23 protein-coding genes are annotated in these 26,787 nt (G+C 71.9%); 10 read left to right on the top strand and 13 right to left on the bottom strand.

Features of this window, described 5'->3' with window-relative positions; translation table 11 throughout:
* Nucleotides 1-2 precede the first annotated feature (2 nt).
* From ACWD4O_RS16480 to ACWD4O_RS16435, 10 genes are all read right to left on the bottom strand, one after another.
* Nucleotides 3-1,352, bottom strand: a complete 1,350-nt coding sequence (locus tag ACWD4O_RS16480; protein ID WP_451280395.1) for a hypothetical protein — start codon at nt 1,350-1,352, stop codon at nt 3-5.
* An 83-nt stretch (nt 1,353-1,435) separates the two neighbouring features.
* On the bottom strand, nt 1,436-2,467 hold the full coding sequence (locus ACWD4O_RS16475; RefSeq protein ID WP_451280393.1) for a glutamate ABC transporter substrate-binding protein: 1,032 nt from the start codon (nt 2,465-2,467) through the stop codon (nt 1,436-1,438).
* A 44-nt stretch (nt 2,468-2,511) separates the two neighbouring features.
* A complete protein-coding gene (locus ACWD4O_RS16470; protein ID WP_451280391.1) occupies nt 2,512-3,873 on the bottom strand; it encodes a hypothetical protein in 1,362 nt (453 codons plus the stop codon).
* 190 nt (nt 3,874-4,063) lie between these two features.
* Nucleotides 4,064-5,053 carry an N-acetylglucosamine kinase gene (locus tag ACWD4O_RS16465; protein WP_451280389.1) on the bottom strand — a complete coding sequence of 330 codons (990 nt, stop codon included), beginning with the start codon at nt 5,051-5,053 and terminating at the stop codon, nt 4,064-4,066.
* Nucleotides 5,044-6,309: a 6-phospho-beta-glucosidase gene (locus ACWD4O_RS16460; RefSeq protein ID WP_451280387.1), complete on the bottom strand. Its 1,266-nt coding sequence runs from the start codon at nt 6,307-6,309 to the stop codon at nt 5,044-5,046. Before ACWD4O_RS16460 ends, ACWD4O_RS16465 begins: the two co-directional genes overlap by 10 nt.
* A gap of 90 nt (nt 6,310-6,399) precedes the next feature.
* The gene (locus ACWD4O_RS16455) at nt 6,400-7,293 is read right to left on the bottom strand and encodes a carbohydrate ABC transporter permease (protein ID WP_351906794.1); all 894 of its coding nucleotides are present in this window, start codon (nt 7,291-7,293) and stop codon (nt 6,400-6,402) included.
* A 25-nt stretch (nt 7,294-7,318) separates the two neighbouring features.
* Entirely contained in the window at nt 7,319-8,263 is a 945-nt protein-coding gene (locus tag ACWD4O_RS16450; RefSeq protein WP_351906338.1) for a carbohydrate ABC transporter permease, read from the bottom strand.
* Nucleotides 8,264-8,265: 2 nt separating this feature from the next.
* Nucleotides 8,266-9,615, bottom strand: a complete 1,350-nt coding sequence (locus tag ACWD4O_RS16445; RefSeq protein WP_351906335.1) for an ABC transporter substrate-binding protein — start codon at nt 9,613-9,615, stop codon at nt 8,266-8,268.
* An 89-nt stretch (nt 9,616-9,704) separates the two neighbouring features.
* Nucleotides 9,705-10,916, bottom strand: coding sequence for an ROK family transcriptional regulator (locus ACWD4O_RS16440; RefSeq protein ID WP_451280385.1), 1,212 nt, complete (start codon nt 10,914-10,916; stop codon nt 9,705-9,707).
* 246 nt (nt 10,917-11,162) lie between these two features.
* On the bottom strand, nt 11,163-12,275 hold the full coding sequence (locus ACWD4O_RS16435; RefSeq protein ID WP_451280384.1) for a mechanosensitive ion channel family protein: 1,113 nt from the start codon (nt 12,273-12,275) through the stop codon (nt 11,163-11,165).
* 324 nt (nt 12,276-12,599) lie between these two features.
* On the opposite strand from ACWD4O_RS16435, the gene ACWD4O_RS16430 reads away from it, so the two are divergent.
* The 5 genes from ACWD4O_RS16430 to ACWD4O_RS16410 all read left to right on the top strand — a co-directional run bounded on the left by ACWD4O_RS16430 (nt 12,600) and on the right by ACWD4O_RS16410 (nt 17,889).
* The gene (locus ACWD4O_RS16430) at nt 12,600-13,136 is read left to right on the top strand and encodes an HNH endonuclease (protein ID WP_450945852.1); all 537 of its coding nucleotides are present in this window, start codon (nt 12,600-12,602) and stop codon (nt 13,134-13,136) included.
* Nucleotides 13,137-13,326: 190 nt separating this feature from the next.
* Nucleotides 13,327-13,512 carry a hypothetical protein gene (locus tag ACWD4O_RS16425; RefSeq protein ID WP_450945937.1) on the top strand — a complete coding sequence of 62 codons (186 nt, stop codon included), beginning with the start codon at nt 13,327-13,329 and terminating at the stop codon, nt 13,510-13,512.
* Nucleotides 13,513-15,585: a 4-alpha-glucanotransferase gene (gene malQ / locus ACWD4O_RS16420; RefSeq protein WP_451280381.1), complete on the top strand. Its 2,073-nt coding sequence runs from the start codon at nt 13,513-13,515 to the stop codon at nt 15,583-15,585.
* A 91-nt stretch (nt 15,586-15,676) separates the two neighbouring features.
* Complete coding sequence (locus tag ACWD4O_RS16415; protein ID WP_451280380.1) at nt 15,677-15,937, top strand: hypothetical protein; 261 nt, start codon at nt 15,677-15,679, stop codon at nt 15,935-15,937.
* Nucleotides 15,938-16,056: 119 nt separating this feature from the next.
* Nucleotides 16,057-17,889, top strand: coding sequence for a hypothetical protein (locus ACWD4O_RS16410; protein WP_451280378.1), 1,833 nt, complete (start codon nt 16,057-16,059; stop codon nt 17,887-17,889).
* Between the two features lie 51 nt (nt 17,890-17,940).
* Here the strand turns inward: ACWD4O_RS16410 and ACWD4O_RS16405 are convergent, their stop codons facing one another.
* Nucleotides 17,941-18,462: a MarR family winged helix-turn-helix transcriptional regulator gene (locus tag ACWD4O_RS16405; protein WP_451280376.1), complete on the bottom strand. Its 522-nt coding sequence runs from the start codon at nt 18,460-18,462 to the stop codon at nt 17,941-17,943.
* A 139-nt stretch (nt 18,463-18,601) separates the two neighbouring features.
* Here ACWD4O_RS16405 and ACWD4O_RS16400 point away from each other — a divergent pair, with 139 nt between their 5' ends.
* Nucleotides 18,602-19,516, top strand: coding sequence for an EamA family transporter (locus tag ACWD4O_RS16400; RefSeq protein WP_451280374.1), 915 nt, complete (start codon nt 18,602-18,604; stop codon nt 19,514-19,516).
* Between the two features lie 56 nt (nt 19,517-19,572).
* Here the strand turns inward: ACWD4O_RS16400 and pepN are convergent, their stop codons facing one another.
* Nucleotides 19,573-22,140 carry an aminopeptidase N gene (pepN, locus tag ACWD4O_RS16395; protein ID WP_451280372.1) on the bottom strand — a complete coding sequence of 856 codons (2,568 nt, stop codon included), beginning with the start codon at nt 22,138-22,140 and terminating at the stop codon, nt 19,573-19,575.
* 150 nt (nt 22,141-22,290) lie between these two features.
* On the opposite strand from pepN, the gene ACWD4O_RS16390 reads away from it, so the two are divergent.
* Together ACWD4O_RS16390 and ACWD4O_RS16385 are read left to right on the top strand one after the other, a co-directional pair.
* On the top strand, nt 22,291-23,484 hold the full coding sequence (locus ACWD4O_RS16390) for an MFS transporter (RefSeq protein ID WP_451280370.1): 1,194 nt from the start codon (nt 22,291-22,293) through the stop codon (nt 23,482-23,484).
* Nucleotides 23,485-23,565: 81 nt separating this feature from the next.
* Nucleotides 23,566-24,096 carry a DUF1203 domain-containing protein gene (locus tag ACWD4O_RS16385; protein WP_451280368.1) on the top strand — a complete coding sequence of 177 codons (531 nt, stop codon included), beginning with the start codon at nt 23,566-23,568 and terminating at the stop codon, nt 24,094-24,096.
* A gap of 7 nt (nt 24,097-24,103) precedes the next feature.
* Here the strand turns inward: ACWD4O_RS16385 and ACWD4O_RS16380 are convergent, their stop codons facing one another.
* Nucleotides 24,104-25,135 carry an aspartate-semialdehyde dehydrogenase gene (locus tag ACWD4O_RS16380; protein ID WP_451280366.1) on the bottom strand — a complete coding sequence of 344 codons (1,032 nt, stop codon included), beginning with the start codon at nt 25,133-25,135 and terminating at the stop codon, nt 24,104-24,106.
* A 319-nt stretch (nt 25,136-25,454) separates the two neighbouring features.
* Between ACWD4O_RS16380 and ACWD4O_RS16375 the strand changes: the two genes are divergently transcribed.
* Nucleotides 25,455-25,982 (top strand): sigma-70 family RNA polymerase sigma factor, encoded by a 528-nt coding sequence (locus ACWD4O_RS16375; RefSeq protein WP_398425356.1) that lies wholly within the window; start codon nt 25,455-25,457, stop codon nt 25,980-25,982.
* Nucleotide 25,983: 1 nt separating this feature from the next.
* On the top strand, nt 25,984-26,736 hold the full coding sequence (locus ACWD4O_RS16370) for a hypothetical protein (RefSeq protein ID WP_451280364.1): 753 nt from the start codon (nt 25,984-25,986) through the stop codon (nt 26,734-26,736).
* Nucleotides 26,737-26,787: the final 51 nt, after the last annotated feature.

The following is a 26,787-nucleotide window of genomic DNA, read 5'->3' as shown; positions in this document are numbered from 1 at the left end:
GGTTACTGCTCCCCCCTACGGTCCTGAGGTCCGCCCTGGTCCGGCACGCGCGGTGCCGTGAGCAGTTCGGCGGCCGCCTGCTGGTAGCGCAGGACGGCCTGTTCGGCGACGCGCAGATCGCACGGCGCGCTCCACAGCATGCGGCGCGCCGCGTCGTAGCGCTCGATGAGGAACGGGTCCTCGGCGAGCCCGTGCCGGGCGACCTTCGCCTTGTACGCGTCGAGCCGGCCGCGCAGCTCCGCGCGGACCGCCAGCGGCTGGGTGACCTCGGTCAACGACTCGCGGGCGCGCAGCAGTTCGTCCTCCGCCTTCTCCTCCAGGGACTCCAGGAGCGGCGACAGCCGGTGCCACTGGGCGTGTCTGCGGTACTCGGCGGCCGTCGCGAGCTGCTCCTGCAGCACGGTCGGCGGGCCGCTGACCACCGGCACCTCGGTCGCGGCGATCTTCGCGAGCACCTCGCCGCGCGCGGTGCGCGCCTCGGCGAGGGTGCGGTCGGCGCGGCTGAGGATGTCCCGCAGCTTCACCAGCCGCTGCTCGGCGTCCTGCCGGACCGTCAGGACGGCGTCGATCTCCCGGCGTACGTCCTCCAGGGCGCGCGCCTCACGGTCGTACACCGTGGTGTCCGGACGGCCGCCGCCCGGCGCCGAACTGCCCTGTGTGGGCGCCCAGTAGGCGAGCGGGTCCGACACGACCTGCTCGCGCAGGGCGGTCAGGGTGTGCGTGATGCGCTCCAGGTCGTCGCCCGCCGGGTGCTCGCCCGGGCGGACACCGACGGAGTGCGCGAGCCGACGCGTGCGCTGGAGCTCCGCGGCCAGTAAATCTATCCGCGCGGGCAGCGCCGACCACACCGCGTCGGCGGCGACGACCATGTCCAGCGACGACGCGTACAGCTCGTTCATGCGGTCGACGAGGGTGCTGAGGGAGAAGCTGTGGCTGAGCTTGCCCGTGCCGTGCAGCGTCGGCGCGTGGGCGGTCGCGGCGGCCGAGCCGGCGATCGATCCCGCGACCGATCCCGCGACCGTGACGGACTCGCCGCGCAGTAGTTCCGTCAGCTCCACCAGGTCCTCGCGACTGGACCAGCGGCGGCGCGAGCGGATCTCGCGGGCGCCGCGCAGCGCGTCGGCGTACGCGTCGAAGTACGCCCACAGCAGCGTGATCGACGCCTCCGCGGACGCCCAGCGCTCCTTGGTGACGCCGGTGAGCTCGGCGCCTTCGAGGAGCCTGCGGCCCGCGTGGTCCTGCAGGGCGAGGAGCGAGGTCTCGATCGCCTCGTGCTCCGCACCGAGCCGCGCCAGCGCACGGTCGACCTCGTCCCGGTCCATCACCGGCCCGGGAGGTCCCGTGACGCCCATCGATCACCTCTCGCTGCCGTGTCGTCCTGTGTCGGTTGTCTGCTGCTCTGCCCTGCCCGGCGGTCCGCCCGGTGTTCCGTCCGTCAGCTCGTGCGCAGGTACTGCGGCGGCGTGGGCGGCTGCGACTTCGCCGTGTCCGTGCCCAGTGTCGCGGACAGCCACTTGTCGTACGACGCCTGCCAGCCGCTCGCGCGGTACTCCACCAGGATCTGGTTGACCCGGCGTACCAGATCGCTCGCGTCCTTCTTCATCGCCACGCCGTAGTACTCGGTCGTGAACGGGGCGCCCTTGAGCTCGACCGTGGGGTCCTGGGCGGCCTGGCTGGCCGCGAGCGCGCCGTCGGTGACCACCGCGTCGACCTCGCCGAGCTGCAACCGGACCAGACAGTCGAGCTGGTTGGGGACGGTGGTGGAGATGTCGACGGTGGAGGCCAGCTTGTTCGCCTTCTTGTCGTCGGCCAGCTGGGTGTTGGCCGTCGAACCGGTCGCCGTGCAGACCTTCTTCTTCGCCAGCGTGTCGTTGTAGCCCGTGATCGTCGAGGACTTGGGGGCGAGGACCTGCTGCCCCGTCTTGAAGTACGGCGCGGAGAAAGCGACTTCGTCCAGACGGGTGCACGAGATCGTCATCGTGCGCACGATCATGTCGACCCGGCCCTCCTGGACGGCCGGGATGCGCTGGTTGGTCGGGATGGCCTTGAACTGGACCGCGTTCGGGTCGCCGAGGATGTCCTGGGCGATCCGGTGGACCAGGTCGATGTCGAAGCCCTCCAGCTCCGCGCCGGTGTTGTTGGGATCGCGGTAGCCCCAGCGGTAGCTGTTCTGGTCGACGCCGACGATCAGCTTGCGCTTCTCGCCCTGCCGGGCCTTGATCGCGGCGATCGTCGTGCCGTCGGCGGTCGACGGCGCCAGCGTCTGCTTCTCCGGGGCCGTGCAGGTGGCGTCGGCCGCCGGGCTGCCCTCGGCGGCGCCCTGGCCGCCCTGGTCGGTGCTCCCCTCGCCGTGGGACTGCGTCCACGGCAGCAGCAGCACGAACGCCAGCGCGAGGGCGCACACGGCCGCCATCGCGCCCACTCCGCCCCAGCCCTTCAGGCCGGCCCGCACCCGTCGCACACGCATCGTCACGCCTCCTCCCACCGGTCCGTTACCCGGTGCCCGCCCGTTCACCGGTACTCCGACAGCCTGCGGCCGATGCCGAGGACCGCTCCGGCGGCGCCCAGCACGGCGAGCACGGCGGCGCCGATCGACAGACCGGTCATCGCGCCCAGGCCGTCCCCGGCCGCCTGCTTGAACTCGGTCTGCTCGTGCGCCAGCGCGTCCGCGAGGTTCTTGTCGACGTTGTCGAAGCACGCGCCGGTCGCGTCCTTGCCGCCGATCACCAGGGCCAGCGCCTGCTCGTAGTTGCCGTTGTCGTCCTGCGCGCGAGCGGTGGTGTGGCGCTTCTTCCACTCCGCCATGTTGCTCTCGGCCGACGCGACCGGCTTCTCGCCCGACTGGTCGTCGGCCAGCTTCGCCGCCTGCGCGAGGCCCTTGCCGAGGGTGGTCATCTCGGTGTCGAACTCGTGGTCGTACTTGTCGAGCGTGACCTCGTCGCCGTCGGCCGTCACCTTCACCGTCTCGGCGCCGCGCGCCACCAGGGTGAGGTTCTCGTTGCCGCGCGCCTTGAGGGAGGCGATCCGCGCGTCGTGCAGGACGTTCAGCGAGCGGACGCCGTGCTCGTAGGAGTCCTCGAGACCCGCGCGGGCCACGGTGTGGCCGACGACCAGCCAGAGGAGGACGACGGTGGAGGCCGCCGTCGCGGCGACCAGACCGTGGTTCAGGACGCGGTTCGTACGGCGGTAGTTGCGGGCCTGCGCCCAGGCCAGACCGGCCAGCGCGAGGACGCCGAGCGCGATCGCCGCCCACGGGTAGGGCGTGGCGTCGCCGTAGTCCGCCTGCAGGCGCTGGTTCTCCGTCTTGTAGAGATCCTCGGCCGCCGGGAGCATCTCGCCCTGCATCTTCTCGTTCGCGTACCGCAGATAGGCGCCGCCGACCGGGAAGCCCTGCCGGTTGTACGTCCGCGCGCGCTCCACCAGGCCCTTGTACTCGGGCAGCAGCTTGTTCAGCTTGGTGATGGACGCCGTCGAGGCCGAGCCGGGGTCGGCGTTGTTGGCCGCGGTGACGAGCTTGGCGGCGGCCGTGTCGATGTCCTCCTCGTACCGCTGCCGGGACTCCGCCGTCTCCTCGCCCCCCGCGAGGAAGCCGCTGGAGGCGGCCGTGTTGGCGTCGGCCAGCGAGCGGTAGATGTCGGCCGCGGCCGTGCTGAGCGGCTGGCTCTTGTGCAGCACGTCGTCCGCGGCGGCCGCGCGGTCGGTCGTCTGCCAGGCCGTCACGGCGCCGAAGGCGACGACGAGGAGGGCGAGGACGGCGCCGATGATGCGCAGCCGTCCGGGCTCGGTGTTCGCCGCGGCACGCGCCAGATCCACGCCCTCGGCGAATGCCGTGCGGCGCGTCGGCGGTCGTGTCGTTGTTGCCGGGTTTGCCACGTTGTTGACCTCCCCCATGGTCATCTCTCGCCGCAAGTATCGCTGGCGGGAGTGACATTGCGCACCGGCCTTCACTGGATCTTGATCAGATCGCAGTCACCCCTGTTCATGAATACGCCGTGAGGGGATGTTCGGTTCCCCGGGGGCTGCCGCCCCCGGACCCCGTTTCGGCCCTGAACGGGCCTCGTCCTCAATCGCCGGACGGGCCGGGTGTCTCGAAGTGAGCCCGCACTCGTTCGTGCACGTCCGCTCGCGCCCCCAGTCTGTCCAGGCCCAGCAGCGCCGCTCCCAGCACGGGACGTGCCCGTACCACCTGAGGCACCGCCTTGGGCGCCCGCGCGGCGAGCAGCTCCCGTACGCCGTCGTCCAGCTGGTCGTGGCCGGCTGCCAGGACGCCTCCGCCCAGGAGGACGGGTGTCTCCTCCTCAAGGAGTTCCAGGCGGGTCAGGGCGACCACCGCCATCGTGACCACCTCCTGCGCCAGGCGGTCGACGATCCCGCGCGCGATGCGGTCGCCGTCGGCGGCCGTCCCGAAGAGGACCGGGGTCAGTTCGTGGCGGCGGCCCGGTTCGATGTCCTCCAGGTGCAGGGACTCGATCAGGGCGTACATGGTCGGGAGGCCGAAGTGGGCCGGGAGCGTGTGGGCCAGGGTCGTCGCGTCGCCCCTGCCGTCCTCCGCGCGTGCCGCGTGCCAGATCGCCTCCTCGGCCAGGCCCCAGCCGCCTCCCCAGTCACCGGAGAGGCGGCCGAGGGCCGGGAAGCGGGCGGTGCGGCCGTCGGGGCGCATGCCCACGCAGTTGATGCCGGCGCCGCAGACGACGGCCACGCCCCGGGGTTCGGCCACGCCGGCCCGCAGGATCGCGAAGGTGTCGTTGCGGACGTCCACGGACGCGCCCCACGCGCGTGCGTGCAGGGCGGCCGCCAGCTGCTCCTCCTCCACCGGCAGGTCCGCGTTGGCCAGGCACGCCGAGACATGGGTCGCGGCGGTGACCCCGGCGGCCCGGTACGCGCGCGTGACGGTGTCCGCCAGCGCGTCCACCGCCGCCTCCACGCCCACCGCGGGCGGGCGGAAGCCGCCGCCGCGGGCCGTGCCGAGGATCTCCCCGTCGGCCGCCACGACGGCGACGTCCGTCTTGCTGTTGCCCGCGTCGATGGCGAGAACGCTTGCCGTCAGGCCCACGCGAGGTGCTCCCGGTTGTGTGCGATCAGTCGGTCGGTCAGCTGCTCGGCGTACTCGTACTGGCCGATCAGGGGGTGCGCGAGGAGGGCCTTGAACACCCGGTCGCGGCCGCCGTGCAGAGCGGCCGAGAGTGCCAGGTCCTCGTAGGCCGTCACATTGGCCATCAGGCCCTGGTAGAGCGGGTCGAGGGACGGTACGGGCAGCGGGGACGGGCCCTTCTGGCCCACCGCCGCCTGGACCTCGATCACCGCGTCGTCCGGGAGGAAGGGGAGCGTGCCGTTGTTGAGGGTGTTCACCACCTGGTAGGGGCTGCCCGAGCCGGTGAGCAGCGCCGCCGCCAGGTCCACCGCGGCCTCCGAGTAGAACGCGCCGCCGCGCTTGGCGAGCAGCTCCGGCTTCTCGTCGAGCGTCGGGTCGGCGTAGAGCGCCAGCAACTCGCGTTCCATCGCTGCCACTTCGGCCGCCCTGGACGGCTTGTCCCGCAGTTCCCGTACGACCTGATCGTGCGCGTAGTAGTAGCGCAGGTAGTAGGACGGGACCACGCCCAGCCGGTCCAGGAGCGGGCGGGGCAGCCGCAGGTCGGCGGCGATCGCGTCGGCGTGGTCGGTCAGCAGGCCCGGCAGGACGTCGTCGCCCTCGGGGCCGCCCAGCCGCACCCCTGTCTCCCAGGTGAGGTGGTTGAGGCCCACGTGGTCCAAGTGCAGATCGGCCGGTTCGACGTCGAGCAGCGCCGCGAACTTGCGCTGCAGCCCGATCGCCACGTTGCACAGGCCGACCGCCTTGTGGCCCTCCTTCAGCAGGGCGCGGGTGACGATGCCGACCGGGTTGGTGAAGTCGATGATCCAGGCGTGCGGGTTGGTGCGGCGGACGCGTTCGGCGATGTCCAGGACCAGCGGGACCGTGCGCAGCGCCTTCGCCAGGCCGCCCGCGCCGGTCGTCTCCTGTCCGACGCAGCCGCACTCCAGCGGCCAGGTCTCGTCCTGCTCGCGCGCCGCCTGGCCGCCGACCCGCAGCTGGAGCAGGACGGCGTCGGCGCCCTCCACCCCCGCGTCCAGGTCGGAGGTGGTGACGACCCGGCCGGGGTGGCCCTGCCGGGCGAGGATGCGGCGGGCCAGGCCGCCGACCAGTTCCAGGCGTTCGGCCGCCGGGTCGACGAGGACCAGTTCCTCGACGGGGAGGGTGTCCCTCAGACGTGCGAAGCCGTCGACGAGTTCGGGGGTGTAGGTCGAGCCGCCGCCTACCACGGTGAGTTTCACTGGGGAGTGCCTCGCTTCCAGGCTCCGGGAAGGGTGATCATCGGCCGGGGGTCCGGGGGTTGTCCCCCGGGGAGATGCAGCATGCGAGGTTCAACCCTTCACTCCGGTCAGGGTGACGCCCTCGACGAACGCCTTCTGCGCGAAGAAGAACACGAGGATCACCGGGGCCATGACGAGAACGGTGGCCGCCATGGTGAGGTTCCAGTCGGTGTGGTGCGCGCCCTTGAAGGACTCCAGGCCGTAGGACAGCGTCCAGGCGCCCGGGTTCTCCGAGGTGTAGATCTGCGGGCCGAAGTAGTCGTTCCAGGCGTTGAAGAACTGGAAGAGGGCCACTGCGGCGATGCCCGGCTTCGCCATCGGGAGTACGACCTTCAGGAGGGTGCGCAGGTCGCCGCAACCGTCCACCTTCGCCGCGTCCAGGTATTCGTTCGGGATCGTCATCAGGAACTGGCGCAGGAGGAAGATCGAGAACGCATCGCCGAACGCCAGCGGGATGATCATTGGCCACAGGGTGCCCGAGAGGTCCAGCTGCTTCGCCCAGAACAGGTACATCGGGATGACGACCACCTGCGGGGGCAGCATCATCATCGAGATCACCAGCATCAGGGTGAGGTTGCGGCCCCGGAAGCGGAACTTGGCGAGGGCGTACGCCACGGGCATCGACGACACGACCACGAGGACGGTGCCGAGGCCGGCGTAGACGAGCGTGTTCTTCCACCAGGTGAGGAAGCCCGGGGTGTCGAAGACCTTCTTGTAGTTGGCCCATTCCCAGGTGTGCGGGATCAGGTCCCGGCTGAGGGCCTGGGAGTCGCTCATCAGCGAGGTGAGGAACACGAAGACGAACGGGAGCGTGAAGAACAGGGCCGCCGCCACGCCGAGGGAGTGGACCGCGATCCATTCCAGGAGCGCCTTGCGGCGGGCCGTGCGCTCGGCGGGCGAGGCGGGGACCTTCGACTCCACCGGCCGTTCCAGTACTTGGGCCATGTCTTGGGCCACGTCCTGAGCCATGTCAGTCACCTGCCTGGATGAGACCGCCCCGGCGCCGCATCAACAGCGCGGTGAACGCCATCGACAGGGCGAACAGGACCAGGGCGACGACACAGGCGGAGCCGTAGTCGAAGCGCTGGAAGCCGAGGTTGTAGACGAGTTGGGGGAGGGTGAGCGTGGAGTGCTCGGGGTAGCCGGGCTGGAACATGGTGCCCGCGCCCTGGATCACGCCCGAGGCGACCTTTCCGGCGACCAGGGGCTGTGTGTAGCACTGCATGGCCGCGATCACGCCGGTGACGACGGCGAACATGATGATCGGCGAGATGTTGGGCAGGGTGACGAACCGGAACCGCTGCCACGCCGACGCGCCGTCCAGTTCGGCCGCCTCGTACTGCTCTCTCGGTACGTCGAGCAGCGCGGCCATGAAGATGACCATCAGGTCGCCGACGCCCCACAGGAACATCAGCGTGAGCGCAGGTTTGGACCAGCTGGGGTCGTTGAACCAGCCCGGGGCCGGGATGCCGATCTTCTCCAGGATCGAGTTGACCGGTCCCGTACCGGGGTTGAGGAGGAACGCGAACGCCATCGTCGCGGCCACCGGCGGGGCGAGGTAGGGCAGGTAGAAGAGGGTGCGGAAGACACCCGTACCCGTCTTGATCTTCGTGATGAGCATGCCGATCCCGAGTCCGAACAGGACGCGCAGGGTCACCATGATCACGACCAGCCAGAGCGTGTTGCGCAGGGCGGGCCAGAAGAAGGGGTAGGACTCGAAGACGTACGTCCAGTTCTTCGTCCCGACCCAGGTCGGCGGCTTGAAGCCGTCGTAGTGCATGAACGAGAAGTAGACCGTCGAGACCATCGGGTACGCGAAGAAGACCGAGAAGCCGATCAGCCAGGGCGAGAGGAAGGCGAGGGTGCGCAGCCTCGAACGCCGGTGCTTCGCCCGCAGTGTGTGGGTGGCGGCCATGGCTACTTCGCCTGCGCGATGTCCGTGTCGATCTGCGCCGCCGCCTTCTTCAGGCCCGCCTGCAGGTCGGTGACCTTGCCGCTCTCGTAGTCGTAGCCGAGCTCCTGGATGGTGGTGAGGTAGACGCCGCCGTTGACCGAGGCCGGCGAGGTGGTCGAGTTGGGGTCCGCGGCGATGTCGAGGAACGTCTTGAAGCGCGGGTCGTACTTCAGCTTCGGGGACTTCAGCGCCGCGAGCGTCGAGGGCACGTTGTGGATCGCGTTGGAGAAGCCGACCACCGCGTCCGTGTCCGTGGTGATGTACTTGACCAGTTCCCAGGCCGCGTTCTGCTTCTGGCTGGTGGCGGCGATGCCCGTGATGGTGCCGGTGATGTAGCCCTTGCCGTACTGGTCGGCCTGGTCGTCGGGGACGGGCAGCGGGGCGACGCCGATCTCGAAGTCGGGCTTCGCCTCCTCGGCCATGCCCAGGCGCCACTCGCCGTCCAGCTGCATGGCCACCTGGCCGGTCTGGAAGGGGTGCTTGGGACCCCACTCGTCACCGAGGCCGGAGCGGAACTTCTCCAGCTTCTGGAAGCCGCCGAGGTCGTCGACAAGCTTCTTCTGCAGGGTCATGGCGTCGGCGACGGCCGGGTCGGTGGCGATCGTCGACTTGCCGCTCTTGTCGAAGTACGTCGGCCCGAACTGGCCCATGTAGTGCTCGGTGGTCGTCTCCCAGCCGTGGTAGTTCGGCATGAAGCCGAGCTGGGAGTAGGTGTCGCCCTTGGCGACGGTCAGCTTCTTGGCATCGGCCGCGAACTCGGACCAGGTCTTGGGCGGACTGGTGATGCCGGCCTTCTCGAAGGCGGTCTTGTTGTAGTAGAGGCCGTAGGCGTCGCCGAGGAGCGGGGCGGCGCAGCGGGTGCCGTCGTACTGGGTGTACTCGCTCATCGCCTTCGGGAAGGTGGTCGCCGGGTCGATGCCCGACTTCTCGAAGAGCGGGCCCAGGTCGACCAGCGCGCCCGACGAGCAGAACTTGCCGACGCCGTTGGTGGTGAACGACGAGATCACGTCGGGCGCCTTGCTGCCGCCCGCGCGCAGCGCCTGGTTCATCTTGTCGTCGGTCATGTTGCCGACGACGTTCACATGGATGTTGGGGTGCGCCTTCTCGAAGCCGGCGACCAGGGCCTTGACGGCCTTCACCTCGTTCGGCGCGCTCCAGGCGTGCCAGAAGGTGATCGTCTGCTCCTTCGACGCGTCGTCGTCCGTCCCGGTCGCGGACTGGCCGGTACAGGCGGTGGTGCTGAGCAGGAGAGCGGTGGAGGCGGTGAGGGCGAAAGCCGCCTTTCGGACGACTTCGGGAATGCGTGTGGGCATGGCGGAGCCTTCCATGAACAGGGCAGGGAGAGGTGAGGTGAGGTGAAGGGGTCTATGAGCAGGAGAAGAGGTCTGCGGAGGGGCGCGGGCTAGCGCGAGGTGTCGAAGACCTCGTCGCGGGTGGCCGCCAGCGCGCTCTCCAGCGCGCCGCGCAGCACGGGCCGTTCGGTGACGTCGCCCATGACCAGCTTCGGCCGGGACGCGGCCAGCTCCTCCAGTTCGGCCTGGACGAGGGTGCGCAGCACCTCGCCGCCGGCCGTCAGGGAGGCGCCGCTGAGGACGACGAGTTCGGGGTCGAGCACGGAGACGAGTGAGGCGAGACCGGTCGCGAGCCGGGTCGCGTACGTCTGGAGCAGCAGCCGGTTCAGGACGGTGTCCTCGGTGGCGGCCCGCTCCACGAGCGCGGCGGCGACCTCGGCGTACGGTCCCGAGGGGATCTGGCTGATGCCGAGTTCCCGGGCGAGCCGGGGGACGGCCTGGGAGCCCGCGAGCTCCTGGAAGCCGCCACTGTTGGCCTTCGTCACCTGTCGGACCAGGGGCGCGCCCGGAACCGGCAGGAAACCCACCTCTCCCGCGCCGCCGGTCCAGCCGCGGTGCAGCCGGCCGCCGAGGACGAGGGCGGCGCCGAGGCCGCCTTCGTTCCACAGCAGGACGAAGTCCTCGTGGTCGCGGGCCGCGCCCAGCCGTTGTTCGGCGACGGCGGCGAGGTTGACGTCGTTCTCGTACTCCACCGGCATCGGCAGGGCTGCGGCGAGTTCGTCGAGCAGCGCGGGGGAGTGCCAGCCGGGCAGGTGGGAGGCGTAGCGCAGTCGGCCGGTGGTGGGGTCGAAGGCGCCGGGGGTGGCGACGACGAGCCGCCGCACGTCGTCCCGGGTGAGGCCGGCGGCCTTCACCGCGCCGTCGAGGGCGTCGGTGACCTGCCGTACGACGGCCTCGACGGTCTTTCTGCCGGGGGTGGGCACCTCGTACGTGCCCAGGGTCCGGCCGGTGACGTCGGCGACGGCGGCGAGGACGCGTTCGGGGGTGACGTCGAGTCCGGCGGCGTGGGCGGCGGCCGGGTTGACCTCGTAGAGCTGGGCGTTGGGGCCGGGTCGCCCCTCGGTGGTGCCGGTGGCCAGGACCAGTCCGGCCGCTTCGAGGCGGGCCAGGAGCTGGGAGGCGGTGGGCTTCGACAGGCCGGTGAGCTTGCCGATGCGGGTGCGGGACAGGGGGCCGTGCGCCAGCAGGAGGTCGAGCGCGGCGCGGTCGTTCATGGCGCGCAGGACGCGCGGGGTGCCCGGCGTACCGGCGGTTCCTGCCATGGGATCGACACCTGCCTTTTCTGAACTGCCCAGCCTTTCAGTGACGCCATGTGCAAGTCCACATCGAGCCACTGTTAGGAAAGTTTCCTATCGGTGGAAGGGAAGGTAAACCCGCCACGAAGAGGGCGTCAAGACACGAAAACGGAAACCGCCCCCGAGGCAACAGAGTCGTTACCTCGGGGGCGGTACAGGGGCGGCGGGCGTTACACGGGGGGCCTCCGCGGGCCTCCGCACGCCTTTGCGGGCCTACTTCGCGGGAGGCGTGGCCGCCGCGCGCTGCGGAGTGATCGGGGTGGCGGCCGCCACCTGCGGGGAGTCGGCGTTGGAGAAGACGGAGGGGGCCGCGACCGAGGCCGTCGGGTCGGCCGGGTCCTCCGTGGCGGTGGCGGTCTCGCCGCCGACGATGCGGATGTCGGCCGCGTCGAAGGCGCGCTTGACGCGCCAGCGCAGCTCGCGCTCGACCGACAGCGCCTTGCCCGGCATCGTCTTCGCGGAGACGCGGACCACCATCGAGTCGAGCAGGACGCTGTCCAGGCCGAGGACCTCGATCGGGCTCCACAGGAGCTCGTTCCAGGGCTCTTCCTTGCTCATCTTCTCGGCGACCTCGTCCAGCGTGGCCTTGACCCGGTCCAGGTCCTCGGACGACTTCACGGTCACGTCGACGCCGGCCGTCGCCCAGCCCTGCGAGAGGTTGCCGATCCGCTTGACCTCGCCGTTGCGGACGTACCAGATCTCACCGTTGTCGCCGCGCAGCTTGGTCACCCGCAGCCCCACCTCGATGACCTCGCCGGAGGCCACGCCCGCGTCGATCTGGTCGCCGACGCCGTACTGGTCCTCCAGGATCATGAACACGCCGGAGAGGAAGTCCGTGACCAGGTTGCGCGCGCCGAAACCGATCGCGACGCCCGCGACACCGGCGGAGGCCAGCAGCGGGGCCAGATTGATCTCGAAGGTGGCCAGCACCATCAGGGCGGCCGTGCCGAGGATCAGGAAGCTGGCCACCGAGCGCAGCACCGAGCCGATCGCCTGCGAGCGCTGACGGCGTCGCTCGTTGTTGACCAGCAGCCCGCCCAGCGCCGTGCCGTCCACCGACTCCACGGTCCGGTTCATCCGGTCGATCAGCTTGGTGATCGCCCGCTGCACCACCACTCTCAGCACCACCGCGATCACCAGGATCAGCAGCACCCGCAGCCCGATCGCCAGCCAGGTCGACCAGTTCTCCTCGACCCAGCTGGCCGCGTTCGTCGCGCTCTCCTGGGCGTCCTGGAGGGACGGGACGGTCACCGCGGTCGGCGACTCCGAGGGAGTCGGCGAGGGCGACGACGCGTCGGCGGCCAGTAGGACGGCGGGCAAGGACACGGCAGGTACCTCCAGGTGCTGCACTGCTCCGTCCGGTGCGGCGGTCAAGGGTGACACGCGCTGCAAGGTCACGGAAAGGTCACCGGACGGACAGAACCACCACACTAACGGGGCATTGCGTGTGGTTCGGCCAGATGCGTGAAGGAGAGACGGTCCTCACCTGCGCATGAACCGGCCATGATCCGGGGGAGAAGACAGGTTGTGGTCGAAAACACTCCCAGCCCGTTACCGGGACATGGTGGCGCGTCCACCAGGCAAGAGGAGAGACTGGCTGCAGATCGTCCCGGCGCGAGCCACGCGCCGCCGACGCCCAAGGAGGCATCCGTGCCGCATGTCCTGGTCCTCAACGCGTCGTACGAGCCGCTCGGCGTCGTACCGCTCCGCCGCGCGCTCGTCCTCGTCCTGGAGAACAAGGCAATCTCCCTGGAGGAATCCGGCGCCTTTATGCACAGCGCGACCGTCACAGTCCCCGCACCCAGCGTGGTCCGGCTCAAGCGATTCGTCCGGGTTCCCTATCGGGGGCCCGTTCCTCTTACCCGCAGGGCGCTCTTCGCGCGCGACGGGGGCCGGTGCATGTACTGCGGTGGCGTCGCAACCAGCGTCGACCACGTCATCCCGCGCAGCCGTGGGGGCAAGCACGTGTGGGACAACGTCGTGGCGTCCTGCCGTCGCTGCAACCATGTCAAGGCCGACCGGCACCTCGTCGAGATCGGCTGGCGGCTGCGCCATAAACCCGCCCCTCCCTCCGGCCTCGCCTGGCGCATCATCGGCACGGGCCATAGGGACCCGCGCTGGCTGCCGTACTTGCAGCCGTACGGCGCGGACGACGCCCTGGCCCGGATCGACGGCATCTCCGCCTGACGGATCCGGGCTTCTTCATGCCCCGTGGCGTCGCGCAGTCGGCAGGGCAAGGCCACGGGGCCCTTCGGGGCGCACGGCAGGGCCGGCGCGTCGGTGTGCCGCGGGGGGATGTGATGTGGTGAGGACGTCTGTCCTCGCGTCCACTGGGTAGGGCTGCGGTATCCGATCCGTACCCCACGAGGAGGCCACCGTGATCGCGCCGGCCCGCTGCAAACGCCCGGTGGACCCGTCCACCCGGCCCGAAGAGACCCGTGCCCTGATCGCGGAGAGCCCCGCCGCCGAGCCCCCGCTGACCAGCGAGCCGCCGCTGCCCGACGCCGAGCCCCTGACCAGCGAGCCGCCGTTCGCCGCGGACCCAGACTCCACGAGGCCGTAGATGACCGCGCCCCCCGGAGAGGAGCTCGCCCGACTCGCCGCGCTGTACGGCGTCGCCACCTCCTACCAGCCCTCCCCGGACCGTACGGTCACGGCCTCGGCCGCCGCCGTCACCCGCGCCCTGGCCGCCCTCGACGTCGACGCGGACACCCCGCAGGCGGTCCGCGCCGCCCTCGCCGTCCGGGAACGGGAACTGCGCGAGCGGCTGCTGCCGCCGACGGTCGTGTGCTGGAGCGGCAGCCCGTGCGAGGCGCTCGCCGGCCTCCCCGAGGGCGCCCGGCTGCACATCGAGACCGAGCAGGGCGAGAGCCGCGACTCCGTCGAGCGACTTCCCGCCGGGGTGCACCGGTTGACGGTCGTCGCACCCGACGGGCGCACCGGCCGCGCCCATCTCGTCGTCGCCCCGCCCCGCCTGCCCACGCCCGAGGGACGCTCGTACGGATTCCTCGTCCAGCTCTACTCCCTGCTCTCCCAGCGCTCCTGGGGCATGGGCGACCTCGGGGACCTCGGCGAGCTGGCCGGCTGGGCGGGACGGGTGCTCGGGGCCGGGTTCGTGCAGGTCAACCCGTTGCACGCGGCCGTACCGGGGGCGCCGACGGATCCGTCCCCGTACCGGCCCTCCTCGCGCCGCTTCCCCGATCCGGTGCATCTGCGGGTCGAGAACGTCCCCGAGTTCGCGTACGTCCGCCCGGACGCTCCGCGCTCGGTGTTCGAGCGCGCCGGACGGCTGCGCGAAGCCGTCCTGGAAAAGGGGGAGTTGATCGACCGGGACGCCGTCTGGGAGCTCAAGCGGCAGGCGCTGGAGCTGGTCGCCGAGGTGCCGCTCGGGCCCGGCCGGCGCGCCGCCTACTGCGACTTCCTCGCCGAGCAGGGTCAGGCGCTGGAGGACCACGCCACCTGGTGCGCGCTCGCCGAGGTGCACGGGTCGCGGTGGCAGCGGTGGCCCGAGGCGCTGCGCGACCCGCGGTCCGCCGAAACCGCCCGCGCCCGCGGCGAGTTGATGGACCGCGTCGACTTCCACTCCCGTCTCGCCTGGCTCACCGACACCCAGCTCACCGACGCCCAGCGCGGCGCGCGCGAGGCGGGCATGCCGGTCGGGATCGTGCACGACCTCGCGGTCGGCGTGCACCCCGAGGGGGCCGACGCCTGGGCCCAGCAGGAGTACTTCGCCGCCGGGATGTCGGTCGGCGCCCCGCCGGACGCCTTCAACGCCCGCGGCCAGGACTGGGGTCTGCCGCCCTGGCGCCCGGACCGGCTGGCCGCGTCCGGCTACGAGCCCTACCGACGCCTGCTGCGGGCCCTCTTCCGTTACGCCGGCGCGCTGCGCATCGACCACGTCATGGGCCTGTTCCGCCTCTGGTGGGTCCCGCAGGGCGAACCGCCGACGCAGGGCGCGTACGTCCGCTACGACGCCGAGGCCATGCTCGCCGTGCTGGTCCTGGAGGCCTCCCGGGCGGGCTCGGTGGTGATCGGCGAGGACCTCGGCACCGTCGAGCCGGGCGTCCGGGAGGCGCTGCGCGAACGGGGCGTGCTCGGCACGTCCGTCCTGTGGTTCGAACGGGACTGGGACGGCGACGGACGCCCCCTGCCCCCCGACCGCTGGCGCGCCGACTGCCTGGCCACCGCCACCACCCACGACCTGCCCTCCACCGCCGCCCGGCTCACCGGCGAGCACGTCGAACTCCGCGACCGGCTGGGCCTGTTGACCCGCCCGCTGGAGGAGGAACGGGCGGAGGCGGCAGGCGATGTCGGGGAGTGGCTGGCCCAGCTCACCCGCCTCGGGCTGCTGGCCGGCACCGGCGGCGGCAGCGACCGCTCCTCGGAGGAGGCCGAGATCCAGGCCGTCCACCGCTTCCTGCTGCGCACCCCGGCCCGCATGATCGGCGTCTGGCTGCCGGACGGCGTCGGCGACCGCCGCCCGCAGAACCTGCCCGGCACCTGGGACCAGTATCCGAACTGGCGCCTTCCCATCGCGGACGCGGAGGGCCTTCCGGTCACCTTGGAACAGCTGACCAGCTCGCCTCGGCTGCGGGCGTTGGCGGAGGTGTTCGCGGAGGCGTCCGGAGAGCGATAGCGAGCGCCCCTCGGGCGGGCAAGGCGCCTGGGGGCGCCCCTTACGCACCCCCGGGCGCGCGCACCCCGACGTCGTTCGCTAACTTTGCACCGTGGACAAGAAGAACGCCCTGCGCGCCGGCGCCCTGGCTGCCGGTACGACGCTGATGATGCTGCTCATGTCGTCCCCCGCGCTCGCGCTGACCCGCGACGACGGTGACGACCCCGGCCAGGGCCTGAGTGTCATCGACACGCTGGGCCTCTATGTCCTGGCGCCGCTCGCGCTGTTCGGGGTGATCACCGGGCTGGTGATGGTCCTCGACAAGTCCAAGACCGAGCACCGCGTCGCGAAGCCCACCAGGGCGAAGGCCTGACCACCGACTGAGCCGCACAGCGGCCGCACCGCCTGGCGGCAGGTAATTCCGTCGACAGGCTGCGGCCGCACTGGCACGCTTCCGCGCATGACCCACGGAATCGAGTTCCCCTGCGCTCGGTGAGCGCCCCGGAAGAGCGCACCGCGCTCCCTCCCGCCCCGCACGACCCGGCCCTGTACGACCATGTGCAGCGCCTGCTGCGGGAGTCCTCCGACGGGCTCCCGCCCGGCCGCGGCTTCGACCTCCCCGGCCCGTCGGCCTCAGCGGCCGAATCCGACGACAGCGAGACCCGGCTGCCCTACCGGACTGCCGCGGCCGTCATCCCGGAAGCGCTGCAGCCGTTGCCGGAGGATCCGGCCGCCCTGCATCGCCGCTTCGCCGAACTCGGCGTCCGCGGCCGCCATCGACACCTGATCCTGTCCGCCGTCGCCGCGCTGCCGCTGCCGGCCGAACAGCACGCTGCGGCCCGCGCCCTGGCCAGGGGACTGACCCGCACCGGCACGGCCGTGCCCGCCGTCATCGCGGGCCTCGCACTTCTCGCCCGAGTCGGCGAAGCCGAGGACGTCCCGTGTGCGGCAGCCCTCGGTCTGCTGCGATCGCTCAACGGTCCGGCCGTCCAGGCGCTCGACGCCCTCGACCGCAGGGCCGCCGCCGTCGTCTGGCTCGTCTCCTCGGTCCGCCGAGCCGAACTGCTGCCGCTCGTCCGCGCGCTGGGGACGGGCGACAGCCGGGCCGTCCCCGGCGAGCTGGTGGCCTTCCCCGCCGACGCCCGCTTCATCGGCACCGCGACCGCCCGCCGGATCGCGGAAGCCGTCCGACTGCCCGACCTGCTCGCCGAGCGGCCCGCCGACCCGGCCCTGCTCGCCCGGGCGGGCCGCCTCCTCGTCCGGATGGCGTGCTCCTCCGACGACCCGACCGAGCTCCTCGCCTACCACGACGCGCGCAGTGTCTACGGGACGGTCGTCGACCGGGCGGGCCTCCTGCCCCCGACCCTCGAACACCACGCGACCCTTCTCTCGCTCGCCCAGGATCTGAGCACCGGCGCCGGAGCGCTGCTGGACTGGCCCTCAGGCTGCCGCGGGGCGCTCCTCGACTCTCTCGACCGACTGCTCGCGGAGCCGTCCTGGGCAGCCCTGGCCGAGACGGATCCGGGCGACGCCCGCGCCGGCTGGATCCGCCGCACCGGACGGCGTCCGTTCACGACCGCCGCCGGCCGGCTGCGCATCGAGGTCGTGGCCGGCGACCCCGTGGACCGGGAGCCCGTCGAGGCCCGCATCCTCGTCGACGGGCGTCCGCTCGTCCCGGAGGTCTTCCCGCCCGGTCCCGTGCACAGCCCCGAACGCCTGCTGGACGACCGGCTGCTGCGGGCCGGTCCCGAGCCCCGCCGGGTGCAGCTCGCCGAGGCCTGGTGCACCGAGGGCTGCTGCGGCGCGCTCTACGTCACGATCCGCCGCGACGGCGCGGAGGTCGTGTGGGAGGAGTGGCGGCGGCCGGACTTCACCTGCCCCCAGGGGTCCGCGCCCGAACTCCCCGCCCTCCGCTTCGACGCCGCCGCCTACGACGCGGAGATCGCCCGGGCGGAGGCCGACGACTCCTGGTCCTGGCGGGCCCGTAGGACGGCCCGTCTGATCAAGGCGGGGCTGGTGGAACGGCCGGAGCTGCTCGCCCGGTGGGACGCGCGCCGGGGCTGGATCGGTACCGGCCACGAGGACCCGGACACGACCGTGGTGACGTTCTTGTACGCGCCGGGACTCGGGGCCGGGGCGGCGGACGGCGATCCGCTCCAGTTCCGCTGGACCCTCCCGGACGACGGCTCCCCACCCGAGGCGCAGGCCGCCGCCGCGCTGCGCCGACTGGCCGGGGAGGACCCGAAGACCTACGCACAGCTCTGCGGCGGCAGCCGCGAGCGCGCCGCGGAGCTCGGATTCCCCTGGCCGCCCGAGGACGGCTGATCCCCCCGGGTCCATCCTCCGGGTCCGTCAACTCCCCGCGTCCGTCCCCGCTCAGTGGCCCGGGGTCTCCGTGACCACCAGCAGCTCTCGCAACAGGTCGGCCAGGCGGCCGGCCTGTTCGGCGTTCAGGGCGGCGTTCAGGGCCTCCGTCTGGACGGCGAGGCCCGCGCCGACCGCGCGGTCCACCAGGTCCAGCCCCTTGTCCGTCAGCGTGACCTGGAGGCCGCGGCGGTCGTGCGGGTCGGGGGAGCGGCGCAGCAGGGCGGCCCGTTCCAGCTTGTCGAGGCGGCCGGTCATCCCGCCGGTGGTGAGCATCAGCGTGGCCGAGAGCTGGCGGGGCGAGAGGGTGTAGGGCTCGCCGGAGCGGCGCAGGGTGGCGAGGACGTCGAACTCGCCGCGTCCGATGCCGAGGGCGCCGTACGCCTTCTCCATGCGGTCGGTCATCGCGCGCGCGAGCCGGGAGATCCGGCCGAAGACCTCCATGGCGGCGGTGTCGAGGTCGGGCCGGACCGTCGCCCACTGCCCGATGATCGCGTCGACGGGGTCCTCGCGCGGGGGGTGCTGACTGCTCATGCGGTGAGTATCCCGCCGGGTTCGATCGCCCGCAAGAAAGTGGCTCTGTACTAAGCGGATCTGCACTAAGTGGATACGCACTAAGCGGATCGGAGGTAAGAGGGTTGACGCTAAGTTGCTTAGCGCTAAGCTATTTGCCATGAAGAGGTCAGCGACCGTCCTGCTCACCGCCCTCGCCCCGATCTCCTGGGGCACCACCTACGCCGTCACCACCGAGTTCCTCCCCGCCGACCGGCCCCTGTTCACCGGCCTGCTGCGGGCCCTGCCCGCCGGGCTGCTGCTGCTCGCGCTCGGCCGGGTGCTGCCCCGGGGCGTCTGGTGGGGGAAGGCCGCGATACTCGGCGCGCTGAACATCGGCGCCTTCTTCCCCCTCCTCTTCCTCGCCGCCTACCGGCTGCCCGGCGGCACGGCCGCCGTCGTCAGCTCGGCCGGCCCGCTGTTCGTCGTGGCCCTCTCGGCGCTGCTGCTCGGGCAGCGGCCGACCGCACGGACCCTCCTCGCCGGGATCGTGGCCGTGTTCGGCGTCAGCCTGGTCGTGCTGAAGGCGGCCGGGGCGCTGGACGGGCTCGGCGTGCTCGCCGCGATCGCCTCCACCGCCTCGATGTCGGCCGGCACGGTGCTCACCAGGAAGTGGGGCAGCCCCGAAGGCGTCGGCCCGCTCGCGCTCACCGGCTGGCAGCTCACCGCGGGCGGCCTGCTCATCGCCCCGCTCGCCTTCCTGATCGAGGGCGCCCCGCCCGCCCTGGACGGGCGCGCGATCGGCGGTTACCTCTACCTCGCCCTGGGGAACACGGCCGTCTCGTACTGGCTCTGGTTCCGGGGCATCGGCCGGCTCGGCGCGACCCGGGTCACCTTCCTCGGCCCGCTCTCCCCGCTGACCGCGGCCGTCGTCGGCTGGGCCGCCCTCGGGCAGTCCCTGACGCCGCTCCAGCTGGCGGGCATGGTGCTGGCGTTCGGCGCGACGGTGGCGGGGCAACTGTGGGCGGGACGCCCGGCCGCACCACGCCCGCCGCACACCGTCCGCAAGGCGCTGCACGAGACGGCGTCCGGGTGACGGCAGAGGGCGCCCGATGTGACACCGGGCGCCCTCTGCCGTCACCTGCGCGGAACCTACTGCGCGTCGGCCGCCTGGGCCCGCAGCGCGCGCTCCACGCCCGAGCGGGCCTCGGAGACGAGGCGGCGCAGGGCCGCGTTCGGCTCGGCCGAGGCCAGCCAGGCGTCCGTCCGGTCCAGGGTCTCCCGGGAGACCTGGATCGTCGGGTAGAGACCGACCGCGATCTGCTGGGCGATCTCGTGCGAACGGGAGTCCCAGACGCCCTTGACGGCCTCGAAGTACCGCTCCGTGTACGACGCGAGCAGCTCACGCTGGTCGGTCTGGACGAAGCCGCCGATGACCGCCTCCTGGAGCGCGTTGGGCAGCTTGTCGGACTCCACGACCGACGCCCACGCCTCCGCCTTGGCCTCCGGCGTCGGACGCGCGGCCCGCGCGCTCGCCGCGTGACGCTCGCCGGCCGCTGTCTTGTCCCGCTCGTACTCCCCGGCGATCTCCGCCTCGTCGAACCGGCCGACCGCCGCGAGGCGCAGCACGAACGCCCAGCGCAGCTCGGTGTCGACGGCCAGGCCCTCGATCGTCTGCGTACCGTCCAGCAGGGCCTCCAGGAGGTCCAGCTGCTCCGGAGTGCGGGCCGTCGCGGCGAACGCCCGCGCCCACGCCAGCTGGTGGTCGCTGCTCGCGTCGGCCGCCCGCAGATGGGCCAGCGTGGCGTCCGTCCAGCGGGTCAGCAGGGCCTCGCGGGTGGCCGGGGCGCCGTACAGGTCGATGGCGAGCTTGACCTGGCGGTGCAGCGACTGCACCACACCGATGTCCGACTCCTTGCCGATGCCGGACAGCACCAGCGACAGGTAGGCGTGGGTGGGCAGTTCGCCGTCCCGGGTCATGTCCCAGGCCGACGCCCAGCACAGGGCGCGGGGCAGCGAGGACTCGAAGTCGCCCAGGTGCTCGGTGACGAACGCGAGGGACTGCTCGTCCAGGCGGACCTTGGCGTACGACAGGTCGTCGTCGTTGAGCAGGACGACGTCCGGACGGCGCTTGCCGACCAGCTGCGGGACGACCGTCAGCTCGCCGTCGACGTCCAGCTCCAGGCGCTCGTCGCGGACCAGCTTGCCGCTGTCGCCGTCGAGGTCGTACAGGCCGACCGCGATGCGGTGCGGGCGCAGCGTCGGCTCGCCCTTCGCGCCCGCCGGGAGCGCCGGGGCCTCCTGACGGATGGCGAAGGCGGTGACGACACCGTCGGCGTCCGTCTCGATCTCCGGGCGCAGAACGTTGATGCCGGCGGTCTGCAGCCACTTCTGCGACCAGGTGCCCAGGTCACGGCCGGAGGTCTCCTCCAGCGCGCCGAGCAGGTCGGACAGCTGCGTGTTGCCGAACGCGTGCCGCTTGAAGTAGGCCTGCACGCCCGCGAAGAACGCGTCCATGCCGACGTACGCCACGAGCTGCTTCAGGACGGACGCGCCCTTGGCGTAGGTGATCCCGTCGAAGTTGACGAGCACGTCGTCGAGATCCCGGATCTCGGCCATGATCGGGTGGGTCGAGGGCAGCTGGTCCTGCCGGTACGCCCAGGTCTTCATCGAGTTGGCGAACGTCGTCCACGAGTGCGGCCAGCGCGAGTCGGGGGCGTACGCCTGGCAGGCGATCGACGTGTACGTGGCGAACGACTCGTTCAGCCACAGGTCGTTCCACCACTCCATGGTGACCAGGTCGCCGAACCACATGTGGGCCAGCTCGTGCAGGATGGTCTCGGCGCGCATCTCGTACGCCGCGTCGGTCACCTTCGACCGGAAGACGTACTGGTCGCGGATGGTGACCGCGCCCGCGTTCTCCATCGCGCCCGCGTTGAACTCCGGCACGAACAGCTGGTCGTACTTCTTGAACGGGTAGTCGTAGTCGAACTTCTCCTGGAACCAGTCGAAGCCCTGCCGCGTGACCTCGAAGATCGCGTCCGAGTCGAGGAACTCGGCGAGGGACGGTCGGCAGTAGATGCCGAGCGGGACGCTCTTCCCGTCCTTCTCGTACACGCTGTGGACGGAGTGGTACGGCCCTACGACGAGCGCGGTGATGTACGACGAGATCCGCGGCGTCGGCTCGAACTCCCAGACGTCGTCCTTGGGTTCGGGCGTCGGCGAGTTGGAGATGACGGTCCAGCCGCTCGGGGCCTTCACCGTGAACCGGAAGGTCGCCTTCAGATCCGGCTGCTCGAAGCTGGCGAAGACGCGACGCGCGTCCGGCACCTCGAACTGCGTGTACAGATAGGCCTGTTCGTCGACCGGGTCGACGAACCGGTGCAGCCCCTCACCGGTGTTGGTGTACGCGCAGTCGGCGACGACGCGCAGGACGTTACGGCCCTCCAGCAGGCCGGGCAGCGCGATCCGGGAGTCCTTGAACACCGCGACGGCGTCCAGCGGGTCACCGTTGAGGGTCACCTCGTGGACGGTCGGGGCGACGAGGTCGATGAAGGACTCCGAGCCCCCTTCCGCGGCGTCGAAGCGCACCGTGGTCACGGACCGGTAGGTGCCGCCCTCCTGCGCGCCGGAGAGGTCGAGATCGATCTCGTACGAGTCAACGGTGAGCAGCTTCGCCCGCTGCTGCGCCTCTTCGCGAGTCAGGTTTGTGCCAGGCACGCGGTCATCTCCTCGATATGTGTGGGTTGCGCCATCCTTCCACGGGAGGGGTGCGTGGGGCGACGACGTTCCTGGCGAGGCGGCGGCCGTGAGGTGTCCGGCCTGCGGGACGGGCTGGGAAGCATGGGGCCGGCGCTGAATGGTGGAGGCATGGCCTCCACTACCCCCACCAGCGTTACCTCGGACGCCCCTGCGGCCCCCGCCCGCCCCTGGGCCGCCGTGCTCGCCCTCGGCGCCGCCACCTTCTGCGTCGTCACCACCGAGATGCTGCCCGTCGGCCTGCTGACCCCCCTGCGCGACGGACTGCACGTCTCGGCAGGCACGGCCGGCCTCACCCTCACTCTGCCCGGACTGGTCGCCGCGGTCGCCGCGCCCCTCCTCCCGGTCGCGGTACGCCGTGCCGACCGCCGCCAGGTCCTGTGCGCGTTGCTGCTCGTGCTCGCCGCGGCCGACCTCCTCTCCGCCCTGGCGCCCGACGTGCGGATCCTGCTCGCCGCCCGCGCACTGGTCGGGGTCTGCATCGGCGGGGTGTGGGCGCTCGCGGCGGGCCTCGCGGTACGACTGGTCCCGGCGCCGTCGGTCGGCCGGGCCACGTCGGTCGTCTTCAGCGGAGTGGCCGTGGCGTCGGTGCTGGGCGTCCCGGCCGGCACCCTCCTCGCCACGGCCGTCGGCTGGCGCTGGTCCTTCGCCGCCCTGGCCGCCCTCGCGGCGGGAGCCGCGCTGACCCTGGCCCTCGCGTTGCCGCCGCTCCCCGCCGAGCAGCCGGTGCGACTGCGGCAGTTGGCACGTCTCGCGGGCGTTCCCCGCATACGGCGCGGGATGTCGGCGGTGGCACTGCTGATCGTCGGTCACTTCGCCGCGTACACCTATGTCCGCCCGGTCCTGGAGCGCGTACGCGGGTGGGACACCGGCCAGATCGGCACACTGCTCCTCTGCTACGGCCTCGCCGGCGTCGTGGGCACCTTCGCGGCGGGCGTGTTCGCCGCCCGCAGCCCCCGAAGACTGCTGTGCGTCATCGCGGCGGCCCTGGGCACGGTGATCGCCCTCCTGGTCCCCGCCGCCGCCTCACCGACCCTCTCCACGACGCTGCTCGTCCTCTGGGGCCTGGTCTACGGCGGCGTGTCCGTCTCCGCCCAGACCTGGCTCTCGACGGCCGTGCCGCACGCCCGCGAGGCCGTGTCCGCGATGTTCGCCGGAGTCTTCAACACGGCGATAGCACTGGGCGCGTTCACCGGGGGCCGCGTCTCGGACGCCTTCGGACTGACAGCGGCGCTGTACGTTGCGGCGGCGCTCGGCGTATCGGCGGTACCGCTGCTGATATCGGCGAGGGCCGGCCCGGACTGACCCCACCACCATCTCTTTCGCCGGAGCTCGACGTCCGGAATCCGCCGGTGCGGACGGGCCGGTCGGCCGGAGGGTGGAGGTATGGCTACTTCTACTGCTGCTTCTACGACTTCTACGACAACGTCCCGGGACTACACCGTGCGGGCCATCCCCGCCTCCGCTCTCGACGGGCTGCGGGTCCGTGATGACGCCGGGCGGCCGGTGACGCCGTTCGTCGATCACGAGGGCGGTGCGCCGCTGCGCTGCTGTCTGCGGCGCAGCGCCGTGGGGGAGAGGATCGCGCTCGTCTCCTACGCGCCCCTGCGGCGATGGGCGGCCGAGACGGGGGCCGAGCCCGGGGCCTACGACGAGCAGGGGCCGGTGTTCGTTCATGCCGGCGGCGAGAGTTGTCCGGGGCCGGTTCCCGGGGCGGCCGGGGGCGGGTTCCCGTTCGGCGATGCCCATCGGACCGTTCGGCGGTACTCCGGCGAGGGGCGCATCCTCGGGGGCGCGCTCGTCGAGGCCGGGGAGCTCGACGCGGCCTTCCGGGAAGCGTTCGACGGCCCGGACGTCGCGTTCGTGCACGTCCGGGCCGTCGAGTACGGCTGCTTCCTCTACGAGGTCAGGCGCTAGGCCAGGCCTAGCCGTTCAGCTCCGCCGCCACCAGCTCCGCGATCTGGACCGCGTTCAGCGCAGCGCCCTTGCGCAGGTTGTCGTTGGAGATGAAGAGGGCGATGCCGTGCTCGACCGTCTCGTCCTCGCGGATGCGGCCCACGAACGACGGGTCCTTGCCGGCCGCCTGGAGGGGGGTCGGGATGTCGGTGAGGACGACGCCCTCCGCGGCGGACAGCAGCTCTGTCGCGCGCTCCGCCGACAGGGGGCGCGCGAAGCGGGCGTTGACCTGGAGCGAGTGGCCGGAGAAGACCGGGACGCGGACGCAGGTGCCGGAGACCTTCAGGCCCGGGATCTCCAGGATCTTGCGGGACTCGTTGCGGAGCTTCTGCTCCTCGTCCGTCTCGTTCAGCCCGTCGTCGACGATCGAGCCGGCGAGCGGGATGACGTTGAAGGCGATCGGGCGCTTGTAGACCTGCGGCTCGGGGTAGTCGACCGACTCGCCGTCGTGGGTGAGCTTGTCCGCGTCGGCGACGACCTTCTGCGCCTGACCGTGCAGCTCGGCCACGCCCGCGACGCCCGAGCCGGACACCGCCTGGTACGTCGCCACGACCAGCGCCTCCAGGCCCGCCTCCGCGTGCAGCGGCTTCAGGACCGGCATCGCGGCCATGGTCGTGCAGTTCGGGTTGGCGATGATGCCCTTGGGACGGTTCGCGATCGCGTGCGGGTTCACCTCGGAGACGACCAGGGGGACGTCCGGGTCCTTGCGCCAGGCCGAGGAGTTGTCGATCACGACCGGGCCCTGCGCGGCGACCTTCTCGGCCAGCGCCTTCGACGTCGCGCCGCCCGCCGAGAACAGCACGATGTCCAGGCCCGAGTAGTCGGCCGTCGCCGCGTCCTCCACCGTCACGCCGTCCAGCACGGACCCGGCGGAGCGGGCCGACGCGAACAGACGCAGCTCCGTGACCGGGCCAAGGGGGGAAGATGCAGCCCGCTCGACGAGGATCCTGCGCATGACCGTGCCGACCTGACCGGTGGCTCCGACGATTCCGACCCTCACGGCGACTCCCTCTGTCTCGTTACGTACGTATTGCCTGGCCGTGGCTTTTCCATCATGCGGCCGACCCCGGCCCACCTGTCCAATTCTTTCGCCGGCATGCCCGAGGGCTGGGACGCCCCGCCGTGGCGCCCGGTCGCGGAACTCCCGCCCGCGCACCCCCTGAGCTGGAGAAATTGGCCCCGCGACCGGTCCGCGCCGCAAGCTGTGCTGCCCCGTGGCGCGGTGTGACGTACGCCTCTGAAGAAAATCCCACGGTTTCGCCGAACGTTTCGGTGCGCCACGGCGTCGTAGAGGCAACGCGGCGAGGGGAGGGGTGTCTGTGCTGCGCAGAATCGCCCGCCGCGTCCAGGGGGACGAACACGGTGACCCCCTGGACGCGGCGCAGGAACGCCGGGTGCGGGCGGTGCTCGCCCTGGGCGGGGTGCCACAGGCGGACCTGCTGGACGGGGTACAGCAGGTCCGCCTGCGGCTGCTGGAGCGTGCGGCGAAGGGGTACGAGGCGCCGCGCGACGTCTCCGCCTGGGCGGCGGTCGTCGCGTCCAACCTCGCCATGGACTGGCACCGGGCCAAGCGCCGTCAGGAGCGGCTGGGGGAGCGGCTGGCCTCGCTGCGCCAGCACGAGCACCCCTCCGGCGAGGACACCAGCGTGCTCTCCCTGGCCGTCGCGCAAGGGCTGGACGATCTGCCCGACGCCCAGCGTCAGGTCGTCGTCCTGCGCTTCTACGCCGACCTTCCGGTGCGCTCGATCGCCCGGGAGCTGGGCGTCCCGGAGGGCACGGTCAAGAGCCGCCTGCACACGGCGGTCCGGGCCCTGCGCGCCCGCCTGCACGAGGACGAGGTGGTGTGACGTGGAAGAGCCACACGACGACGGTCACGACGGTCACGACGGCATGGACGCGCTGATGGCCGCCATCCTGGACGTTCCCCCCGGCGACCTCTCCGAAGAAGTCCGCGCCGATCCCGACCACCGCTCCGCCCGTGCCGACGTCGCTCTTCTCCGCGAGCAGCTCGGCCTCATCGCCGACGTCCTCACGGAGCCGGTCCCGGAGCCCGCCGAGGCACCGGCGCCTGCCCCGGTGCGCCGGCTCCGTCCCCTCGCGCTGCGCGTCGTGGGCGTCGCAGCCGCCGGCGCCCTGGTGCTCGGGGGCGGGTGGGTCGTCGTCGAGGTCGGCCGGGGGGCGGCCGACATCGCGTCGAGCAAGAGCGCCGACGACAGCGGGGCGGCGTCGGACGAGCGGGCCGAGGCGTCCGCGGGCGGGGAGGGGGCGCTCCTCGGCGATCCCGACTACCTGGCCTGCGCCCGGTTCGTCGTCGAGGGGGACGTCACGGATGTCGTCCGGGTGCCCGGCACCACCCGGGAGCGGGTCACCCTGGACGTCACCCGCTCCTACAAGCCGGAGAAGCCGGCGCGGCCCGAGGTCCAGTTCCTGGTCGAGGACGACATGGATCCGCTGCTGGGCGAGGGCGACCATGTCCTGGTCGCCCTGGGGAAGGGGTCCGCGACCGCCGACCTGTGGGCGGTCGGCGAATCCGACATCGCCGTCGAGCGGGAGGCGCTCGCCCGCGCGCTGCCCGACACGGAGGGCGTCGCCTGCGAATGACGTGACGGACGGCGTGACGGATGACGTGACGGATGGCGTGACGGACGAAGG

It is taken from the genome of Streptomyces sp. NPDC002623 (genome assembly GCF_053592635.1).
This window is presented reverse-complemented; position numbering and strand designations above follow the sequence as displayed.

Coding starts and splice junctions, on each gene's coding strand:
- ACWD4O_RS16445 (WP_351906335.1), bottom strand. CDS start 9,615: ATGCCCACACGCATTCCCGAAGTCGTCCGAAAGGCGGCTTTCGCCCTC.
- ACWD4O_RS16400 (WP_451280374.1), top strand. CDS start 18,602: ATGAAGAGGTCAGCGACCGTCCTGCTCACCGCCCTCGCCCCGATCTCC.
- ACWD4O_RS16480 (WP_451280395.1), bottom strand. CDS start 1,352: ATGGGCGTCACGGGACCTCCCGGGCCGGTGATGGACCGGGACGAGGTC.
- ACWD4O_RS16440 (WP_451280385.1), bottom strand. CDS start 10,916: ATGGCAGGAACCGCCGGTACGCCGGGCACCCCGCGCGTCCTGCGCGCC.
- ACWD4O_RS16455 (WP_351906794.1), bottom strand. CDS start 7,293: ATGGCCCAAGTACTGGAACGGCCGGTGGAGTCGAAGGTCCCCGCCTCG.
- ACWD4O_RS16450 (WP_351906338.1), bottom strand. CDS start 8,263: ATGGCCGCCACCCACACACTGCGGGCGAAGCACCGGCGTTCGAGGCTG.
- malQ (WP_451280381.1), top strand. CDS start 13,513: ATGACCGCGCCCCCCGGAGAGGAGCTCGCCCGACTCGCCGCGCTGTAC.
- ACWD4O_RS16475 (WP_451280393.1), bottom strand. CDS start 2,467: ATGCGTGTGCGACGGGTGCGGGCCGGCCTGAAGGGCTGGGGCGGAGTG.
- ACWD4O_RS16390 (WP_451280370.1), top strand. CDS start 22,291: ATGGCCTCCACTACCCCCACCAGCGTTACCTCGGACGCCCCTGCGGCC.
- ACWD4O_RS16385 (WP_451280368.1), top strand. CDS start 23,566: ATGGCTACTTCTACTGCTGCTTCTACGACTTCTACGACAACGTCCCGG.
- ACWD4O_RS16405 (WP_451280376.1), bottom strand. CDS start 18,462: ATGAGCAGTCAGCACCCCCCGCGCGAGGACCCCGTCGACGCGATCATC.